This window comes from Micromonospora sp. C81 (genome assembly GCF_018070425.1).
GTDB lineage: Bacteria > Actinomycetota > Actinomycetes > Mycobacteriales > Micromonosporaceae > Micromonospora > Micromonospora zamorensis.
This window is the reverse complement of the sequence record NZ_JAGPXS010000025.1, coordinates 62,569-78,698: the sequence shown is the minus strand read 5'-3', so window position 1 is coordinate 78,698 and position 16,130 is coordinate 62,569. Positions and strand designations below refer to the sequence as shown.

Genomic DNA, 16,130 nt, shown 5'->3' with positions numbered 1-16,130 from the left:
TGCGCACATGAGCCTGCCTCGCCCCGTCCTCGTGGTGGACTTCGGAGCCCAGTACGCCCAGCTCATCGCGCGCCGGGTCCGTGAGGCGAAGGTCTACTCCGAGATCGTGCCGCACTCGATGCCGATCGCCGAGATGCTGGCGAAGAACCCCGCCGCGATCATCCTCTCCGGTGGCCCCGCCAGCGTCTACGCAGCCGACGCACCGCAGATCGACGCGGGCGTGTTCAGCGCCGACGTGCCGGTCTTCGGCATCTGCTACGGCTTCCAGGCGATGGCCCAGGCGCTCGGCGGCACTGTCGCGAAGACCGGCAACCGCGAGTACGGCGGCACGCCGCTGCGCCCCCGCCTGCTCGAACCCGGTGTGCTGCTGCGCGACCTGCCGGCGGACCTGCCCGTCTGGATGAGCCACGGTGACGCCGTCACCGAGGCCCCCGCGGGCTTCACGGTGACCGCCGAGTCGGCGGGCGCGCCGGTCGCCGCCTTCGAGGACCTGGCCGGCCGGCGTGCCGGCGTGCAGTTCCACCCGGAGGTCGGGCACACCGCGCACGGCCAGGAGATGCTGACCCGCTTCCTGTACGACATCGCTGGCATCGAGCCGACCTGGACGCCCGAGAACATCATCGACGAGCAGGTTGCCCGGATCCGCGCCCAGGTCGGCGACAAGGAGGTCATCTGCGGCCTGTCCGGCGGGGTGGACTCCGCGGTCGCCGCCGCGCTGGTGCACAAGGCGGTGGGTGACCAGCTCACCTGCGTCTTCGTCGACCACGGTCTGCTGCGCGCCGGTGAGGCCGAGCAGGTGGAGAAGGACTACGTCGCCGCCACCGGCATCAAGCTGAAGGTGGTCGACGCCACCGACCGGTTCCTCGGCGCGCTGGCCGACGTGACCGACCCGGAGCAGAAGCGCAAGATCATTGGCCGGGAGTTCATCCGGGTCTTCGAGGCCGCCGCCCGCGAGATCGCCTCGCACGGCGACGTCGAGTTCCTCGTCCAGGGCACCCTCTACCCCGACGTGGTGGAGTCTGGCGGCGGCACCGGCACCGCCAACATCAAGAGTCACCACAACGTCGGCGGTCTGCCCGAGGACCTGAAGTTCGCCCTGGTCGAGCCGCTGCGCACCCTCTTCAAGGACGAGGTCCGGGCGCTCGGCCTCCAGTTGGGCCTGCCCGAGGCGATGGTCTGGCGGCACCCGTTCCCCGGCCCCGGCCTGGCCATCCGGATCATCGGCGCGGTCAACCAGGAGCGCCTCGACCTGCTCCGCGAGGCCGACCTGATCGCCCGCGAGGAACTGACCGCCGCCGGCCTGGACCGGGGCGTCTGGCAGTTCCCGGTGGTGCTGCTCGCCGACGTCCGCAGCGTCGGTGTGCAGGGAGACGGGCGCAGTTACGGGCACCCCGTGGTGCTGCGCCCTGTCTCCAGCGAGGACGCCATGACCGCTGACTGGTCACGACTGCCCTACGAGGTCGTTGCCCGGATCTCCACCCGGATCACCAACGAGGTGGCTGAGGTGAACCGCGTGGTCCTGGACGTGACCAGCAAGCCGCCGGGCACCATCGAGTGGGAGTAGGCGCCGCTCAGGCGACCGGCGGCGTGTTGAACGGGGTCGTCGGCGGGTAGGGCGGCGTCGGGGCGGTGGGCTGCGGCGCGGTGCCCGCCGGGTGCGGCCAGGCCGGCGCGCCGGTGGGCTCCTCCGGCATCAGGAACCACATGATCGGGTACGCGAACAGCGCCAGCCCGCCGGTGAGCAGGCCGCTGACCGCGAAGAGCACCCGGACCAGTGTGGGATCGATGGCGAAGTAGCGGCCGACGCCGCTGGCGACCCCCGCGACCATGCGGTCGGTGGTGGGTCGCCGGAGCTGCTTGTACGGGGCGTGGGGAGCGGTGGTCGATGTCATGACCCCACTGTCCGCGCTGGCGACCGGCCCGCCCTCGGTGACCGCCCGGATCCTTACCCTGACCGATCCCTGATCGGTGTCAGACAGTCAGGAATCCGACTCTTTTCCGTTCCGGTAACCAGGCGCGGGGAGAATTTGGTCCCGTGACCACCTTGCTGGAGCCGCTCCGCAGGATCGCGGCATACGCAGTTTGTGCTGATTCAAGAGGCCGAGTCTTGCTGGTCCGCGCATCGGAGCGCTCCGGCACCCCCGGCACGTGGTCGCTGCCTGGCGGGGCGGTCGACCACGGCGAGGACCCGAACCACACCGTCGTCCGTGAAACCGCCGCCGAAACCGGCCTCTCGGTCGCCGTCTCCGGCCTGGCCGACGTGCTCGCCGACATGCGCGCACTGCCGGACCGCGGCATCACCATCCACACCGACCGGTTGATCTACCGGGTGGCGGTGCGTGGCGGCACACTGGCCGACCGGGTCGGCGAGCGTCCCACCGACCTGGCCCGCTGGTACACGCTCGACGAGGCGCGCGAGCTGCCCCTGCGCTCGTTCACCGCACGCGCCCTCGGGCTGCCCGCCTCCTCGGCCGACGTGGTGCCCGACGAGGCACCCGAGTTCCCCTCGTTCTACGCGGTGCCCGGCCCGGACGGGCTGCACCGGGCGCAGCGCTTCGCCGCGTACGCCGTCTGCACCGACCCGGCCGGCCGGGTGCTGCTCACCCGGGTCTCCGACGGCTACCCCGGCGCCGGCTGCTGGCACCTGCCCGGCGGCGGCACCGACTACGGCGAGCAGCCCGGAGCGGCCCTCATCCGCGAGCTGGTCGAGGAGACCGGGCAGACCGGCCGCCTGGTCGAGCTTCTCGGAGTGGCCAGCCACCGCGACGCCGCCTCACTCGGCCCCGAGGGCTACCCGATCGACTGGCACGGGGTGCGCGCCTTCTACCGCGTCGTCGTCGACCAACCCAACCCGCTGACCGTGGCCGACGTGGGCGGCTCCACCTGCGAGGCCCGCTGGTTCGGGCGGGAGGAGCTGGGCGCTCTCCCCACCCACCACCTCACCGAGGTGACCGCCGAAGCAGTCCAAGCCGCCCAGCTCACCTGATCCGTGGTCATCCCGGCCTCTTTCTGGCGCCGGTGTGACCTGCGGTGATGCCGGCTCGGTGCATCTCGGGTCAGGCGCGCGCAGGTGACCGCGGCCGCGCTGCCTGGCGTCGGGGATGTCCTTGCTGCCTGCTGCGTGCTGCCGGCGGTTTTGCGGTCGTGCGGTCGTGCGGGTGTGGATACCCGGCAATCCCGCGGCGAAGTGCTGCGGCCGAATGATCGACTCAGTTTCATTGAAGTCGCGGTATCCCAGCACCAGGACACCCCGATTTCCGCAAAACCGAGTCGATCATTGCTTGAGCGGCCTCGTAGCCCGCGCGGTGACCTGATGCAGCACGGACGTATCCCCAGAAAGGGCACACTCCGGCAAGGGGGCGGTCCTTCGGACCTGAGGCCGGTTTGAACGCAGCCCGGTGCGGAGGGTCGGCGCCACAGGTCGAGGTCCGTCGGGGCACCCCTCCTGCCCGCCTCACCCCGTTGATCATGAAGTTATTGTCAGGACACGCCGAGATGGACAGCTATAACTTCATGATCGACGGGTTTGGTGGGTTTGGTGGGCGGGCGGGAGTGGGCGGGGATGGGGTTCTTGCGGCGGGTTGGGGTTTATGGGGTTCTGTGGGATGGCGATCGGGTGCTGGTGGTTCGGGACGGGGTGGGCGGTGAGTTTCCCGGGGTGTGGCGGCTGCCGGGAGGTGCCGTCGCGCACGCCGAGCATCCCGAGCGTGCCGTGGTTCGTGCCGTCGCCGAGCAGACCGGGCTGACCGTTGCGGCGGGTCGACTGCGGGCGGTGGTCGCAGACGTGACCAGCTACTCGGAGGACGTCTCGTTGCACACCGACCGGCTGTTCTTCGAGTTGGCCCAGCGTGACGGGCCGGTGGCTGAGGCTGGTGGTGGGTTGGTTGATCGCGTTGCTTGGCTCACCCTGGCCGAGGCGGCGGGGTTGTCGCTGACACCGTTCACCGCCGAAATGCTCGGCCTGCCGGTCACGCCGCTGCCGCCCGGGTCGCACCGGCCGGGTCAGTCGTTTCCGCCGCCGCATCCGGATCGCCGGCTGCGCTTCGGGGCGTACGGGCTGGTGACCGATCCGACCGGGCGGATCCTGCTCACGCAGATCGCGGACGGCTATCCGGGGGCTGGCTTGTGGCACCTGCCCGGTGGGGGTACCGATCACGGTGAGCAGCCAACCACCGGGTTGCTCCGGGAGCTGGTCGAGGAGGGTGGTCAGCTCGGTCGGGTGGTCGAGCTTCTCGGGGTGGACAATCTGCACAACCCTGCCGCGCTCGGCCCGGAGGGTCGGCCATTGGACTGGCACGGCGTGCGGGTGATCTATCGGGTGTTGGTGGACGTACCTACCGATGCGGTGGTCACCGAATCCGCAGGGGGCTCGACGGCGAGGGCCGGCTGGTTCACCCGCGTCGAAGCTGTTGACCTGCCGTTGAGCGACATCGCTGCGCTGGCAATCGGACAGAGTGGCCGATAGCACGCCGCTCGGTGAGCCGAACTGGTGACCCTCCGGTACAGTCAAAGGCGGGAATGGTGGAGGAAACGGGCGATGAAGCCCGGGATGGGAACAAGCGAGCGGTTCGAGCGGTTTAAGCCAGATATAAGTACCGCCGGCAGCTATCGCCAAGCCATGTTCTCCCATGCGATGGTGTACTCCGCAAAACGGCTGCCGGGCCACGCAAGGTCCGGCACGAGACAGCCGGACACCCGCCCCCCACGGCGGTCAGCCGATCCGGTGATGGAGGAAACGTGCCGAGAGCCCCATGGCGCCGGCGTCGTACTACTGACAGTCCGCGCCCCGCAGGGCGTCGCTGGGCGGGCAGGTTGCGCCGCAGCAGCACGTTCGCCCGCCAGGTGCTCCTGGTCCGGGTCGGTCGTCGTGACGACGACCTGCACGGGACCGACCTGGTTCCTACCGAGCACCGGTACGCCGACCGGCAGCGCCGTCGTTACGGCCTGGACCGGCTCAGCCGGCCGGCTGTCAACGTCGGTCGGGCGGAGATCGAGGCGGTGATGCCGGTCAGCCCGGCGATGCCGCCGATGGCGTACGCCGACGAGGCGTCCGCCGCGACCATCCCGCTGCTTCCCGGCGAGCGCACCATCGCCCGTCGGATGAAGTTCGGCCTGGTCAACGCGTGCACGCTGGCCAGCCTGATGCTCGGCATGCTGGCCATCTTCCTGGCCATGCAGGGCGAGGTGCGCATCGCCGCGCTCTGCCTGATCGCCTGCGTCGCCTTCGATGGTCTGGACGGCGCACTGGCCCGCCGACTCGGGGTGGCCAGCCCGTTCGGCGCGCAGATGGACTCGCTCGCCGACATGTGCTCGTTCGGTCTCGCCGCGCCGGTCGTGGTCTACGCCTCGCTCGCCGGCTCCGTCTCCACCGCCGCGGCGGCGGTGGCGTGCGCCCTGGTCGCGGCCTGTGCCGCTATTCGACTGGCCCGCTTCAACGTCTCGCCGAAGGACGGCCGCTTCTTCTGCGGCGTGCCGACCACGATGGCGGCTGCGGTGCTCGCCCTGACCGTGGCGATCGGCCTGCCGGTGCCCGGGGCCGTGCTGGTCGCCGGGGTGGCGCTGCTGGCCTTCGCGATGGTTTCGAGCTTCCCGTACGCCAAGCTCGCCCGCCTGGTGAAGCTGCCCCCGTGGCTCTGGCTGGCTCCGGTGATCGGCGCGCTGGTCGACATCCGGATCACGTTCGCGCTGATCGTGGTGGGTTACCTGGTCAGCGGGCCGGTGCTCTGGCTGCGGCAGCGTCGCACCGCCTGAGCGCGGCACGTCGCGCCAAATGAGCACAGCACGTCGCGCCACCTGAGTACAGCACCACGTACCGCTTGATTGCAGCAAGGAGAAAGGGGCGCCGCGGACAGCGGCGCCCCTTTCCTCGTTCGTGGGTCAGCGCCAGCGGGCGATGACCGTGGAACCGCCGACGACCTTGTCGCCCGGCCCGACCAGCGGGTCAGCGGCATCGGCCGGCAGGTAGACGTCGGTCCGGGAGCCGAACCGGATCAGCCCGAAGCGCTCGCCCCTGGCCAGCAGCGCGCCGATGGGCGCGCGCTGCACGATCCGGCGGGCGATGAGCCCGGTGCGCTGCGCGACCACCACCGTGCCGCGAGCGGTGTCCAGCACGGTGTACGCCGCCACGTTGTGCTCGGCGTCCGGCTTCATCGCGTTGACGAAGCCGCCGTCGGCGACGAAGTAGTCCACCACCTTGCCGGCGACCGGGGACCGGTTGACGTGCACGTCCAGCACCGACAGGAAGACCGCGACCCGGAGCCACTCGCCGTCGCCGAAACGCTCGTCGTGCAGCCGCTGCACCGACAGGACCTTGCCGTCCGCGCTGGCGACCACGGCGCTCGGGTCTTCCGGCACGTCCCGCTCGGGGTCGCGGAAGAACGCGGCGACCGGCCCGGCGGCCAGCGCCGGCAGCAGCCAGAGCTTGGACGACGGACGCGCCACCCGGGCCAGCGCCGCGAGGCCCAGCGCGATGCCCGCCGCGGCCACGCCGTTGGAGTCGATGTGCATGCCGCGGGTCAGCGGAACGCTCGACGGGCGGTGCGCGGGGGCCAACCTGTCGGCCGTGGCCGGGCTGGCCGGGGTGAACCGCAGCCGGTAGACCCGCACCGGTGGCGAGTTGCGCAGCACCAGGTCGGCTCCGACGCCGTAGAGGGCGTCCTGTCGAGCCAGCTCGGTGGCCGCGCCGGTGGTCCGGCCCGGCATGGCGATGGTCGCCACGCTCAACACCGCGCCGTCGGAGAGGTATTTGGCCAGGCCCTCGATGCCGCTGCGGGTTTCCTCGGCGGTGCCGGCGAACACCTCGCCGGCGATGACGACCCCGGCGGGCTCGGCCTCGGCCAGCGAGTCGACGACGCTCACCCGGTCGGCGACCCAGCGACCCTGGGCGGTGATGTGCTCGCGGAGCGCGGCAGCGCCGAACGGCTCGGCGGGCACCACGGTGAGCCGGTCACCGGGGAGCAGCGCGTCGATCGCCGCGGCCAGCACTGCGGACTCCGGGCTCGCCCCGACCAGCAGGGCGGCCTTGGGATCGTTGATCCGGGCCAGCTCGGTGACGAGGGTACGGGCGGCTCGCTCGCCGATGCGGACCGGACCGGACCGGCCGGTGGTACGCACGGCGGGGGACTGGGTCATGTCGGGCGGGCTCCTGACGGGGTAGAGACGGGAATCGCGGCGGGACCGCCATGGCGGGACGGGCCGGCCGGCGGAGGCGAGATCTCCACCGGCCAGCATATGCGTCCGTTCGCGTCAGCCGCACCGCCGTAGCGGTGGAGTACGCCCACCCCGGCAGGCGCCCAAGGTCACCCCTGCCCGCGTCGGCCGTCCCGCTCGTCGGCCGACTGGTCGCCGACGGCCTCGACCGGGTGGTCGGGGCGGGTCGGCTCGTCCCCCTCCGCCGGGACCGGTCGGGTGTCGATCCCGAGGGTCGGCTCCTCGTTCCGGTCGTCGGGCGGGCCGGAGACCGGTGCGGTCTGCTCCTCGGAGGGCGGATGAGCCAGCCAGGCGGGGTGGATCACCTCGGCGGTCGGCGTCTCCGGTGTGGGACCCGGGGCGGGAACGTCCCACGTTGTCGGACCCGAGGGGGGAACGTCCCAGGTGGACCGTTCGGCCTCCCAGACCGGCAGCGGGGCCCCGGAGGTCGGTACGGCGGCACCAGCGGTCGGCGCGGCCGCACCGGAGACGGGTGCGTTCGCGCCGGAGACGGGGGTGGTGGCCTCGGTGGCAGCGGCCTCGGTGGTCGCCTCCGGTTGCGGCGACCGACCTGAGCGCAGGGCTCCGACCAGCCCGAAGACCCCGATCAGGATGAGTGCGCTGGCCAGGAACCAGCCGACCGCGGGGAGCGCGAGCCCGAGCAGTTGGGCGAGCAGCCACCAGCCGGACAGCGCCAGGAACACGAGCCCGAAGGCGAAAGACACCAGATCAGTGCGGTGAGCCTTCACCGGGTCACCTCCAGATTTCCGGCATTGACGTGGACGTAGAGGCGCAGGGTCCCGCCGCCGGGCCCGTCCGCGCCGACGTCGGTGGTCTCCCGCAGGCGACCGTCCAACCCGCCGGACCGGTTGCCGAAGATGTTGGCGTCGCCGGCGTTGACGTCGGCCACCGTGGTGACGTCGACGTTCGGCGGTACGACAACGGTCGCCTGGCCGAAGTTGATGGCGACGGTGACCTGGCTGTCCCGTTTCGTGAAGTCGATGCCGCGCAGGTCGAGCACGGCGTCACCGAAGCTGTTCTCGTATCGGTCGGCGAGGTCGCGGTAGTCGGTCGGCGCCCAGGTCACCGCACCGTCGACTCCCCGGATCCGGTCGTAGGACTCGGCGACCGTCGCCGTGCCCAGCGCCGCCGCGGTCACCAGGCCGAGCGCGATGAGCCAGCGGGCCCGGCCGAACCACGTGCCGACCAGCAGCCCCAGCGCGATCGTGGCCAACGCGGCCGCGAAGTATGACGAGGCGCTGATGGCGAAGACGTCCAGCAGGTCGAGCAGGGCGACCACACCGAGGACCAGGAAGATCAACGAGAAGGTCACCGCGCCGAGCGGCGAACGCTCCTTGGGGCGCTTCGGCGGCTTGGGTGGCTTGGGCGGAGGGGGCGCGGCCGGAGTCGGCGAGGCGTACGGGCCGTGCGGCGCGAACGGAGGCCGGTATCCCGACGGTGGAGGGGCGGTCGGATAGCCGGACGGGGCAGCGGGTGCGCCGGTCACGGGTGCCGACGGCCAGCCGACGCTGGGGGCGGCGGTGCTCGGCCAGCCGGTGGAAGGTGTCGGCCAGTCGGGCTGGACAGCCGTCGTGCCGGCCGGTTGCCCCGACACGGGACCAACTCCGGACACGGGACCGACCCCGGACACCGGCTGCGTGGGGGCCGAGAGCTGCGGACCAGCGGTCGGCTGCACGTCGTACGCCATGGTGGGTGTTCCCCCCGTCGTCGCGGTGACGTACGCGGGATCGCCGCCGGCCCCCGGTGTCGTCGTCAGCGGGCCGGTCGACGGCGCGACGCCGTACGACGGCGCTGGCCAGGTCACCGGCGGAACGGGACCGGGCGGGGAGCCGGTCGGCGCGGACGGCGCCGGCCCGCTCGGAGCACCGGGCTGCGAGTTGCGGCTGTCCCGGTTGAGCAGCAACGCGCCGGCGACCAGGATGGCCGCGCCGAGCAGCACCGCACGGAAGGCGTCGGTGACGATGTAGCCGAAGCTGGCCGCGACCAGGATGCCCAGGACGATCACGGTCACCGGCGACATGCTGGAACGCCCGCGCCCGAGCATCGACTCGACCGGGGACGCGGTGTCGCCCTCGTTCGGGATGATCAGCCAGGCGGCGACGTACACCAGGATGCCGATGCCCCCGAAGAACCCGAGCACCGCGAGCAGCACCCGCCACAGCACCGGATCGGTGTTGGTGGCTCGCCCGATCGCCGCGCAGACGCCGGCCAGATACCGTCCCTCGCGTGGCCGGACCAGCCCGTACCGCGAGGTGAAGCCGGTGCCGCCCAGCGGCGGTGGCGGCGCGGACGGGCCGGGACCGCCACCCTGCCCGGGTGGTGTGCCCGCGGCGCCGCCGGCTCCGTAACCGGTGCCGGCCGCGAAGCTGGGGCCCGGGCCGGTGGGCGGCGGGTAGCCACCGTACGGATCGGTAGGTGCGGCGCCGGGGTGCGGACCGGACGTGCCGGGCTCGGTCCATCCGCCGGCCGTCGCGGCCGGCGTGGGCGGCGATGTGCCTCCCGGTTGTGCCGACCCGGGACGGGGTGGCGGGGCAGCTTCCTCGGTCATGCTTCGATCCTGCTGCCCGGTGCACCCGTTCGACCTCAGGACCCGACCCTGACCCCACCCTGAGATCCGGGGGCCGGAATGTCGGGGGCGTCCCCGTGGTCGTGGACGCCGCAGCGTGTGACGATCGAATCACCGACCTCGACCATCCCGCCACCGTGACAGGGAGCTTCCGATCAGCACCGTGACTTCGCCTCCGCGCCTCTACCGCGCGCCGGAGCACCGGATGGCCGCCGGCGTCGCCGCCGGTATCGCCGACCATCTCGGCATCTCGGTGCTGCGGGTGCGCGTCGCGTTCATGGTGCTGCTCGGGCTGAGTGGGCTCGGCCTGCTGCTCTACGCGGCCTTCTGGGCCGTGGTGCCGCTGCGGCCCGGTGACACCGCGGTGCCGCTCCGGCGCGACGTGGCCCAGCTCCTGCCGTTCGTGGGGATCGGGCTCGGTGTCCTGTTGATCCAGGTGATTGTCTTCGACTCGGTCGGCGCGGCGGGCACCGCCGGCTGGCTGGTGGCCATCATCGCGGTCGGCGCCGGGGTCATCTGGCACCAGTCCGCGCCCGAACGGCGGCGGCAGTGGGGCGACACGATGCCGGTGCCGTGGCTCGGCGCGGTCGTCGAGGAGAGTGACCGGCGGGCCTTCGTGCTCCGGTTCATCGGCGGGGGAGTGCTGGTCGCGGTCGGCATCATCGGCGTCGCGGCGGTCTACTCGCCGGCGCAGAACTTCGACGCGGTGATCAATGGCGTGATCTTCGCGCTGGTCGGGCTGGCCGGGGTCGGCGTGGTCGCCGCGCCGGTGCTCTGGCGGACGTACAGCCAGCTCCGCTCGGAGCGCGAGGGGCGCATCCGCGAGCAGGAGCGGGCCGAGTTGGCCGCGATGGTGCACGACCAGGTGCTGCACACGTTGGCGCTGATCCAGCGCAACGCCGGTGACGTCAAGACGGTGCAGCGGCTGGCCCGAGGGCAGGAGCGTTCCCTGCGCAACTGGCTCTACAAGCCCACCGCGTCGCCCAGCGAACGCTTCGCCGCCGCTCTGGAGCAGGCCGCCGCCGAGGTCGAGGACACCTTCGCGATCACCGTGGAGACCGTCGTGGTGGGGGACCGGGAGACCGACGAGAAGGTCGGGGCGCTGGTCGCGGCCGCGCGGGAGGCGCTGGTGAACGCGGCCCGGCACGCTGGCGTGCAGACCGTGTCGCTCTACGCCGAGGTGGAGCCGGATCAGGTCAGCGTCTTCGTCCGGGACCGGGGCAAGGGCTTCGATCCGGATACCGTGGAGGACCACCGGCACGGCGTACGCGGCTCGATCATCGGGCGGATGAAGCGGCACGGCGGACGGGCCGAGATCCGGTCCGGCCCGGGGGAGGGGACCGAGGTTCGGTTGATCCTGCCGATCTCCCGGGACTCGTCCGCAGCGGAGAGGAACAGATGACCATGGCCGAGCAGTCGACCGAGCACCTCGACCCGGCGGAGGCCCGCCCCGAGCGGCTGCGGGTGTTCCTGGTGGACGACCACGCCATGTTCCGGGCCGGGGTGCGCGCGGAGCTGGGCGCCCACGTCGAGGTGGTGGGCGAGGCGAGCACTGTGGCCGAGGCGGTCACGCGGATCGCCGCCGTCGGACCGGACGTGGTGTTGCTCGACGTGCACATGCCCGACGGCGGCGGACGCGCGGTGCTGGAGGCGATGCGCCGCACCCACCCGCAGGTCAAGTTCCTCGCGTTGAGTGTCTCCGACGCGGCGGAGGACGTGATCGGGCTGATCCGCGCCGGTGCCCGGGGGTATGTCACCAAGACCATCTCCCCGGACGAGCTGGCGGCGGCGATCCGCCGGGTGGCGGACGGGGACGCGGTGTTCAGCCCGCGGCTGGCCGGCTTCGTGCTGGACGCCTTCGCGGCCCGACCGGACGCGCCGGTGGCCGACCCCGAGCTGGACCAGCTCACCAACCGTGAGCGGGAGGTGCTGCGGCTGCTGGCCCGTGGGTACGCGTACAAGGAGATCGCGAAGGAGCTGTTCATCTCCATCAAGACGGTGGAGACGCACGTGTCGAACGTGCTGCGCAAGCTCCAGATGTCCAACCGGTACGAGCTCTCCCGTTGGGCGGCGGACCGCCGGCTCGTGTGACAGCACGTCACCGGGCCGGAGGATCAGACAGACGATCTTTGCGCCCTCGGCCACCCAGCCGTGTGATGGTGCCCGTGCAGCCGTAGTAGACCTCATCCGGACGGGTCGAAAAACGGATGGTGACGTACGTCCCATCGGGCAGAGGTGAGGCCCGCCTCGTACGCGTGGGCCGAACCCAGGTTCACGGGTGGCGCAACGTATTTCCTGCTCAATGCTGCCTGCACCGACCGTTTTATGATCATTTTTCAAGTATCGGCAACGCGGCGGGCAACTAACGGCTTGATAACGGCACCTTCACGGAAGAGGCCAGTTGGTGTCACAGTGGCAGCACCTCACCATCGGTGTGTGGCACTCCGTACGGCCAACGACCACGTCCTCGCCGCTCGCGGCGATTCGTGGCTGTGCCTCCTGCGTCGTGTCGCGCCTCGTCGGTGAGGGAGCCCGGCGGATCGGAACATCAGGGTGTCCCCAAATTCCCTGTGGTCCCGGCGACCCGCGCCTCGGGGTGGTCGGGCGGTGTCACCCCCAAACGTGCGTGAAACCCACGACGGAACCTGGTTAGAAAGAGGAGGCCCCTCGGAATGAGAGTCTCGAAGCGGGCGACGAGCGCAATCGCGCTCAGCGCGGCTGCCGCGCTTGTCGCGAGCGGTTGCTCGAGCGGTGACAGCAACGACGACGCTGCCGCCAGCAAGGACGGCGCGATCACCGTCCACGGCGTCCAGCCGGAGAACCCGCTGGTCCCGTCGAACACCACGGAGACTGGCGGCGGCAAGGTGATCGACTGGCTGTTCACCGGCCTGGTCGAGTACCCGAACGACGGTGGGGCCCCGCGCAACGCGCTGGCCGAGTCCATCAACACCACGGACTCCAAGGTCTTCACGATCAAGATCAAGAAGGGCACGAAGTTCCACGACGGCACCGAGGTGAAGTCGAAGAACTTCGTTGACGCCTGGAACTGGGCCGCCTACTCGCCGAACGGCGCGCAGAACGGCACCTTCTTCTCCGACATCCTGGGCTTCGAGGACACCTACACCACGGACCCGGACGGCGCGGACGGCCCCCAGAAGGCCCCGGCACCGAAGTCCGACAAGATGTCCGGCCTGAAGGTCGTCGACGAGCAGACCTTCGAGGTCACCCTGGCGGCGCCGACCGCGGTCTTCCCGACCAAGCTCGGCTACAGCGCCTTCATGCCGCTCCCGGACGTCTTCTTCACCCAGAAGCCGGAAGAGTTCGGCAAGAAGCCGGTCGGCAACGGCCCGGTCAAGTTCGTGTCGTGGGAGGACAACGTCCTCATCAAGCTGACGCGCTTCGACGACTACAACCTTCGCGACAAGATGAAGGTCAAGGACGTCGACGTCAAGCTGTACCAGGACGAGACGGCCGCCTACGCCGACCTGCTGGCGAACAACCTCGACTTCATGGAGGTTGTCCCCACCTCGGCGCTCGCCGGTGACAAGTGGAAGACCGACCTCGGTGACCGGGGCCTGTCGACCGTCACGCCGTCGACCGCGCTGATCGCGTTCCCGACCTACGACAAGCGCTTCCAGAACCCGAAGCTGCGTCGTGCCGTGTCGCTGTCGATCAACCGGCAGGAGATCTCGGACAAGATCTTCTTCGGTACCCGTAAGCCGGCCGACAGCTGGGCGAACCCGCTGACCCCGGGCGCCAAGCCGGGCAACTGCACCGCCTGCAAGTTCGACCCGGCCACGGCCAAGACGCTGCTGACCGAGGCCGGCGGCTTCACCGGTGAGATGGTCTTCTACTACAACTCGGACTCCAGCCACAAGGACTGGATGGACGCCGTTGCGCAGCAGATCAAGACCAACCTGGGCATCAACGCTCGGGCCGAGGGCGTTCCGACCTTCGCGGTCTTCCGCCAGAGCATCAACGCCCACCAGATGAAGGGCCCGTACCGCGCTGCCTGGCAGCAGGACTACCCGGACGTCGAGAACTGGGTCAACCCGCTGTACGTCACCAACGGTTCCTCGAACGATGGTCTGTACAGCAACAAGGAGGTCGACGCCCTGGCGAAGCAGGCCAGCGCCGCGCCGACCCTGGAGGCCTCGCACGACGCGTTCTCCAAGGCCGTCGAGCTGGTCGACCAGGACGTCCCGAGCATCCCGATCTACTTCTACGGTCAGCAGTCCGGCCACTCGGAGAAGATCAAGAAGCTCGAGCTGAACAACGTCGGCGAACTCGACATCACCTCGGTCGAGCTCTGATCCGAACGGTCTGACCCCGGGTCGGGCTCGCCACATCCGGTGAGCCCGACCCGGGGCCGTTCCGCGACTGGGTGTTACAACACTCCACTCGCACGTTGTCACCACCGTGTCGGCCGTCCGACGCGCCCCCTGTCTGGAGGACCACCCCATGGGCCGTTATCTGTTGAGACGGCTGCTCCAACTCGTGCCGGTCTTCATCGGTACGACGTTCCTGATCTACTGGCTCGTCTGGGCCGTTCCGGGCGATCCGTTCGCCGGCAAGTGCGGCGAGCGACGCTGCCCGGACCAGTACATCGCCTTCATGACCGAGAAGTACCACCTCGACCAGAACGTCTTCGTGCAGTACGCCAACTACATGAAGAACCTGCTCCAGGGTGACTTCGGTCAGACGTTCTCGCAGCGCGAGATCGGTGACATCATCGCCACGGCGTACCCGAACACGCTGAAGCTGGCCCTGGTGGCACTCGCCATCGAGGCCGTGATCGGCCTCGGCGCCGGCGTGCTGACCGGTCTGCGCCGCAACGGCTTCCTGGACAACCTGGTCCTGGTCTCCACGCTCTTCCTGATCGCGCTGCCGGTCTTCGTCGTCGGCTTCGTGCTCCAGTGGCTCCTGGGCGTGCAGTGGGGCATCGTCAAGCCGACCGTCTCCTCCGAGATGCGGTGGTCCGAGCTGATCGTGCCGGGCTTCGTGCTGGGCAGTGCGTCAGTGGCCTACATCGCCCGGGTTGCACGTACGAGCATCGCGGAGAACCGCCGCGCCGACTACGTGCGCACCGCGATCGCCAAGGGTCTGCCGATGCGCCGGGTGGTGGGCGTACACCTGCTGCGTAACTCGCTCATCCCGGTGGTCACCCTGCTCGGCACCGACCTCGGTGCCCTGATGGGCGGTGCGATCGTCACCGAGGGGATCTTCGGCATCAACGGGATCGGCCGTGCGGTGTACCGCGCGATCGTGACCAAGGAGAGCGCCACCGTGGTGGGCATTGTGGTCGTCCTGGTGCTGGTCTATCTCGTGATGAACCTGCTGGTTGACCTGCTCTACGCCGCCCTGGACCCGAGGATCCGTTATGAGTGACCCGAGTACCGCATCAATCGTCAGCACCCCTGGCGCGCACCCGACCGACTCCGCCGCCCCTGCTACCGCAGGTCAGCCGCAGAGCAACGAAAAGCCCCGTGGCCTGCTCGGTGACGCCTGGCGGGACCTCCGCCGCAAGCCGTTGTTCTGGATCGCCAGCGTCCTGATTCTGATCTTCCTGCTGATGGCGGCCTTCCCGGCGCTGTTCGCCCCGGGTGACGCGGTCAACGGATCGCTGTCCCGCAGCCTCGACAAGCCGTCCGCCAATGGCTGGTTCGGCTACGACGTGCAGGGCCGCGACGTCTACGCCCGGGTCATCTACGGCGCGCGGGCATCCGTCATCGTCGCCGTGCTGTCCGTGGTCGGCACCCTGCTCGTCGGTGGTGCCATGGGCATCATCTCCGGCTACCGCGGTGGCTGGGTGGACGGGCTGCTGAGCCGGATCGCCGACGTCTTCTTCGGTCTGCCCTTCGTGCTCGGTGCGATCGTCATCCTGACCACGTTCAACGGTTCGGGCTCCGGCAACAGCAAGGCCCAGATCATGGGCCTGGTGATCGTCTCGCTGATCGTGCTGAGCTGGCCGGTCGTGATGCGCCTCATGCGTTCCTCGGTGCTCGCCACCAAGGAAGCCGACTACATCGTCGCGGCCCGCGCCCTGGGCGCCGGCACCGGCCGGATCATCCTCAAGCACCTGCTGCCGAACTGCCTGGCCCCGCTGCTGGTCTACGGCACGATCATGGTCGGCTCGTTCATCGGCGCCGAGGCCACCCTGTCGTTCCTCGGCGTCGGTCTGAAGTCTCCGGTGGTGTCCTGGGGCATCATGATCAGCGACGGTAAGGATTTCCTCCGAGTCGCGCCAGGGCTGGTCTTCTTCCCCGCCGCGTTCCTCGTCACCGCAGTGCTGAGCTTCGTGATGCTCGGTGAGGCGGTCCGCGAGGCCCTCGATCCGAAACTCCGCTAGGGGATA

At 70.3% G+C, this 16,130-nt stretch carries 12 protein-coding genes and 1 pseudogene; 9 read left to right on the top strand and 4 right to left on the bottom strand.

Annotated features, from left to right (window positions below; all coding sequences use genetic code 11):
• Window positions 1–7 precede the first annotated feature (7 nt).
• Complete coding sequence (guaA, locus tag KBX46_RS29335) at window positions 8–1,564, top strand: glutamine-hydrolyzing GMP synthase (RefSeq protein ID WP_210795186.1); 1,557 nt, start codon at window positions 8–10, stop codon at window positions 1,562–1,564.
• Between the two features lie 7 nt (window positions 1,565–1,571).
• On the opposite strand, the gene KBX46_RS29330 is transcribed toward guaA, so the two are convergent.
• Window positions 1,572–1,892 carry a PspC domain-containing protein gene (locus tag KBX46_RS29330; RefSeq protein ID WP_210795184.1) on the bottom strand — a complete coding sequence of 107 codons (321 nt, stop codon included), beginning with the start codon at window positions 1,890–1,892 and terminating at the stop codon, window positions 1,572–1,574.
• A gap of 143 nt (window positions 1,893–2,035) precedes the next feature.
• Here KBX46_RS29330 and KBX46_RS29325 point away from each other — a divergent pair, with 143 nt between their 5' ends.
• From KBX46_RS29325 to KBX46_RS29315, 3 genes are all read left to right on the top strand, one after another.
• A complete protein-coding gene (locus tag KBX46_RS29325) occupies window positions 2,036–2,986 on the top strand; it encodes an NUDIX hydrolase (RefSeq protein ID WP_099848569.1) in 951 nt (316 codons plus the stop codon).
• 576 nt (window positions 2,987–3,562) lie between these two features.
• A complete protein-coding gene (locus KBX46_RS29320) occupies window positions 3,563–4,465 on the top strand; it encodes an NUDIX hydrolase (RefSeq protein ID WP_210795182.1) in 903 nt (300 codons plus the stop codon).
• 347 nt (window positions 4,466–4,812) lie between these two features.
• Window positions 4,813–5,751, top strand: coding sequence for a phosphatidylcholine/phosphatidylserine synthase (locus tag KBX46_RS29315; protein ID WP_210795180.1), 939 nt, complete (start codon window positions 4,813–4,815; stop codon window positions 5,749–5,751).
• Between the two features lie 126 nt (window positions 5,752–5,877).
• Here KBX46_RS29315 and KBX46_RS29310 read toward each other — a convergent pair whose 3' ends face one another.
• The 3 genes and pseudogenes from KBX46_RS29310 to KBX46_RS29300 form a co-directional block, all read right to left on the bottom strand.
• Window positions 5,878–7,131 (bottom strand): phosphatidylserine decarboxylase, encoded by a 1,254-nt coding sequence (locus KBX46_RS29310; RefSeq protein WP_210795178.1) that lies wholly within the window; start codon window positions 7,129–7,131, stop codon window positions 5,878–5,880.
• Window positions 7,132–7,691: 560 nt separating this feature from the next.
• Window positions 7,692–7,937: pseudogene (locus KBX46_RS33220) on the bottom strand (hypothetical protein); the annotation flags it as partial.
• Window positions 7,934–9,757 carry a PspC domain-containing protein gene (locus tag KBX46_RS29300; protein ID WP_247668364.1) on the bottom strand — a complete coding sequence of 608 codons (1,824 nt, stop codon included), beginning with the start codon at window positions 9,755–9,757 and terminating at the stop codon, window positions 7,934–7,936. The gene KBX46_RS29300 and the pseudogene KBX46_RS33220, both read right to left, overlap by 4 nt.
• 181 nt (window positions 9,758–9,938) lie before the next feature.
• Here KBX46_RS29300 and KBX46_RS29295 point away from each other — a divergent pair, with 181 nt between their 5' ends.
• The 5 genes from KBX46_RS29295 to KBX46_RS29275 all read left to right on the top strand — a co-directional run bounded on the left by KBX46_RS29295 (window position 9,939) and on the right by KBX46_RS29275 (window position 16,124).
• Entirely contained in the window at window positions 9,939–11,177 is a 1,239-nt protein-coding gene (locus tag KBX46_RS29295; protein WP_210795175.1) for an ATP-binding protein, read from the top strand.
• Window positions 11,178–11,179: 2 nt separating this feature from the next.
• On the top strand, window positions 11,180–11,866 hold the full coding sequence (locus tag KBX46_RS29290; RefSeq protein WP_088950154.1) for a response regulator transcription factor: 687 nt from the start codon (window positions 11,180–11,182) through the stop codon (window positions 11,864–11,866).
• Window positions 11,867–12,447: 581 nt separating this feature from the next.
• Window positions 12,448–14,088 (top strand): ABC transporter substrate-binding protein, encoded by a 1,641-nt coding sequence (locus tag KBX46_RS29285; protein WP_210795173.1) that lies wholly within the window; start codon window positions 12,448–12,450, stop codon window positions 14,086–14,088.
• Between the two features lie 148 nt (window positions 14,089–14,236).
• On the top strand, window positions 14,237–15,163 hold the full coding sequence (locus KBX46_RS29280) for an ABC transporter permease (RefSeq protein ID WP_088950152.1): 927 nt from the start codon (window positions 14,237–14,239) through the stop codon (window positions 15,161–15,163).
• Entirely contained in the window at window positions 15,156–16,124 is a 969-nt protein-coding gene (locus KBX46_RS29275; RefSeq protein WP_088950151.1) for an ABC transporter permease, read from the top strand. Before KBX46_RS29280 ends, KBX46_RS29275 begins: the two co-directional genes overlap by 8 nt.
• Window positions 16,125–16,130 lie beyond the last annotated feature (6 nt).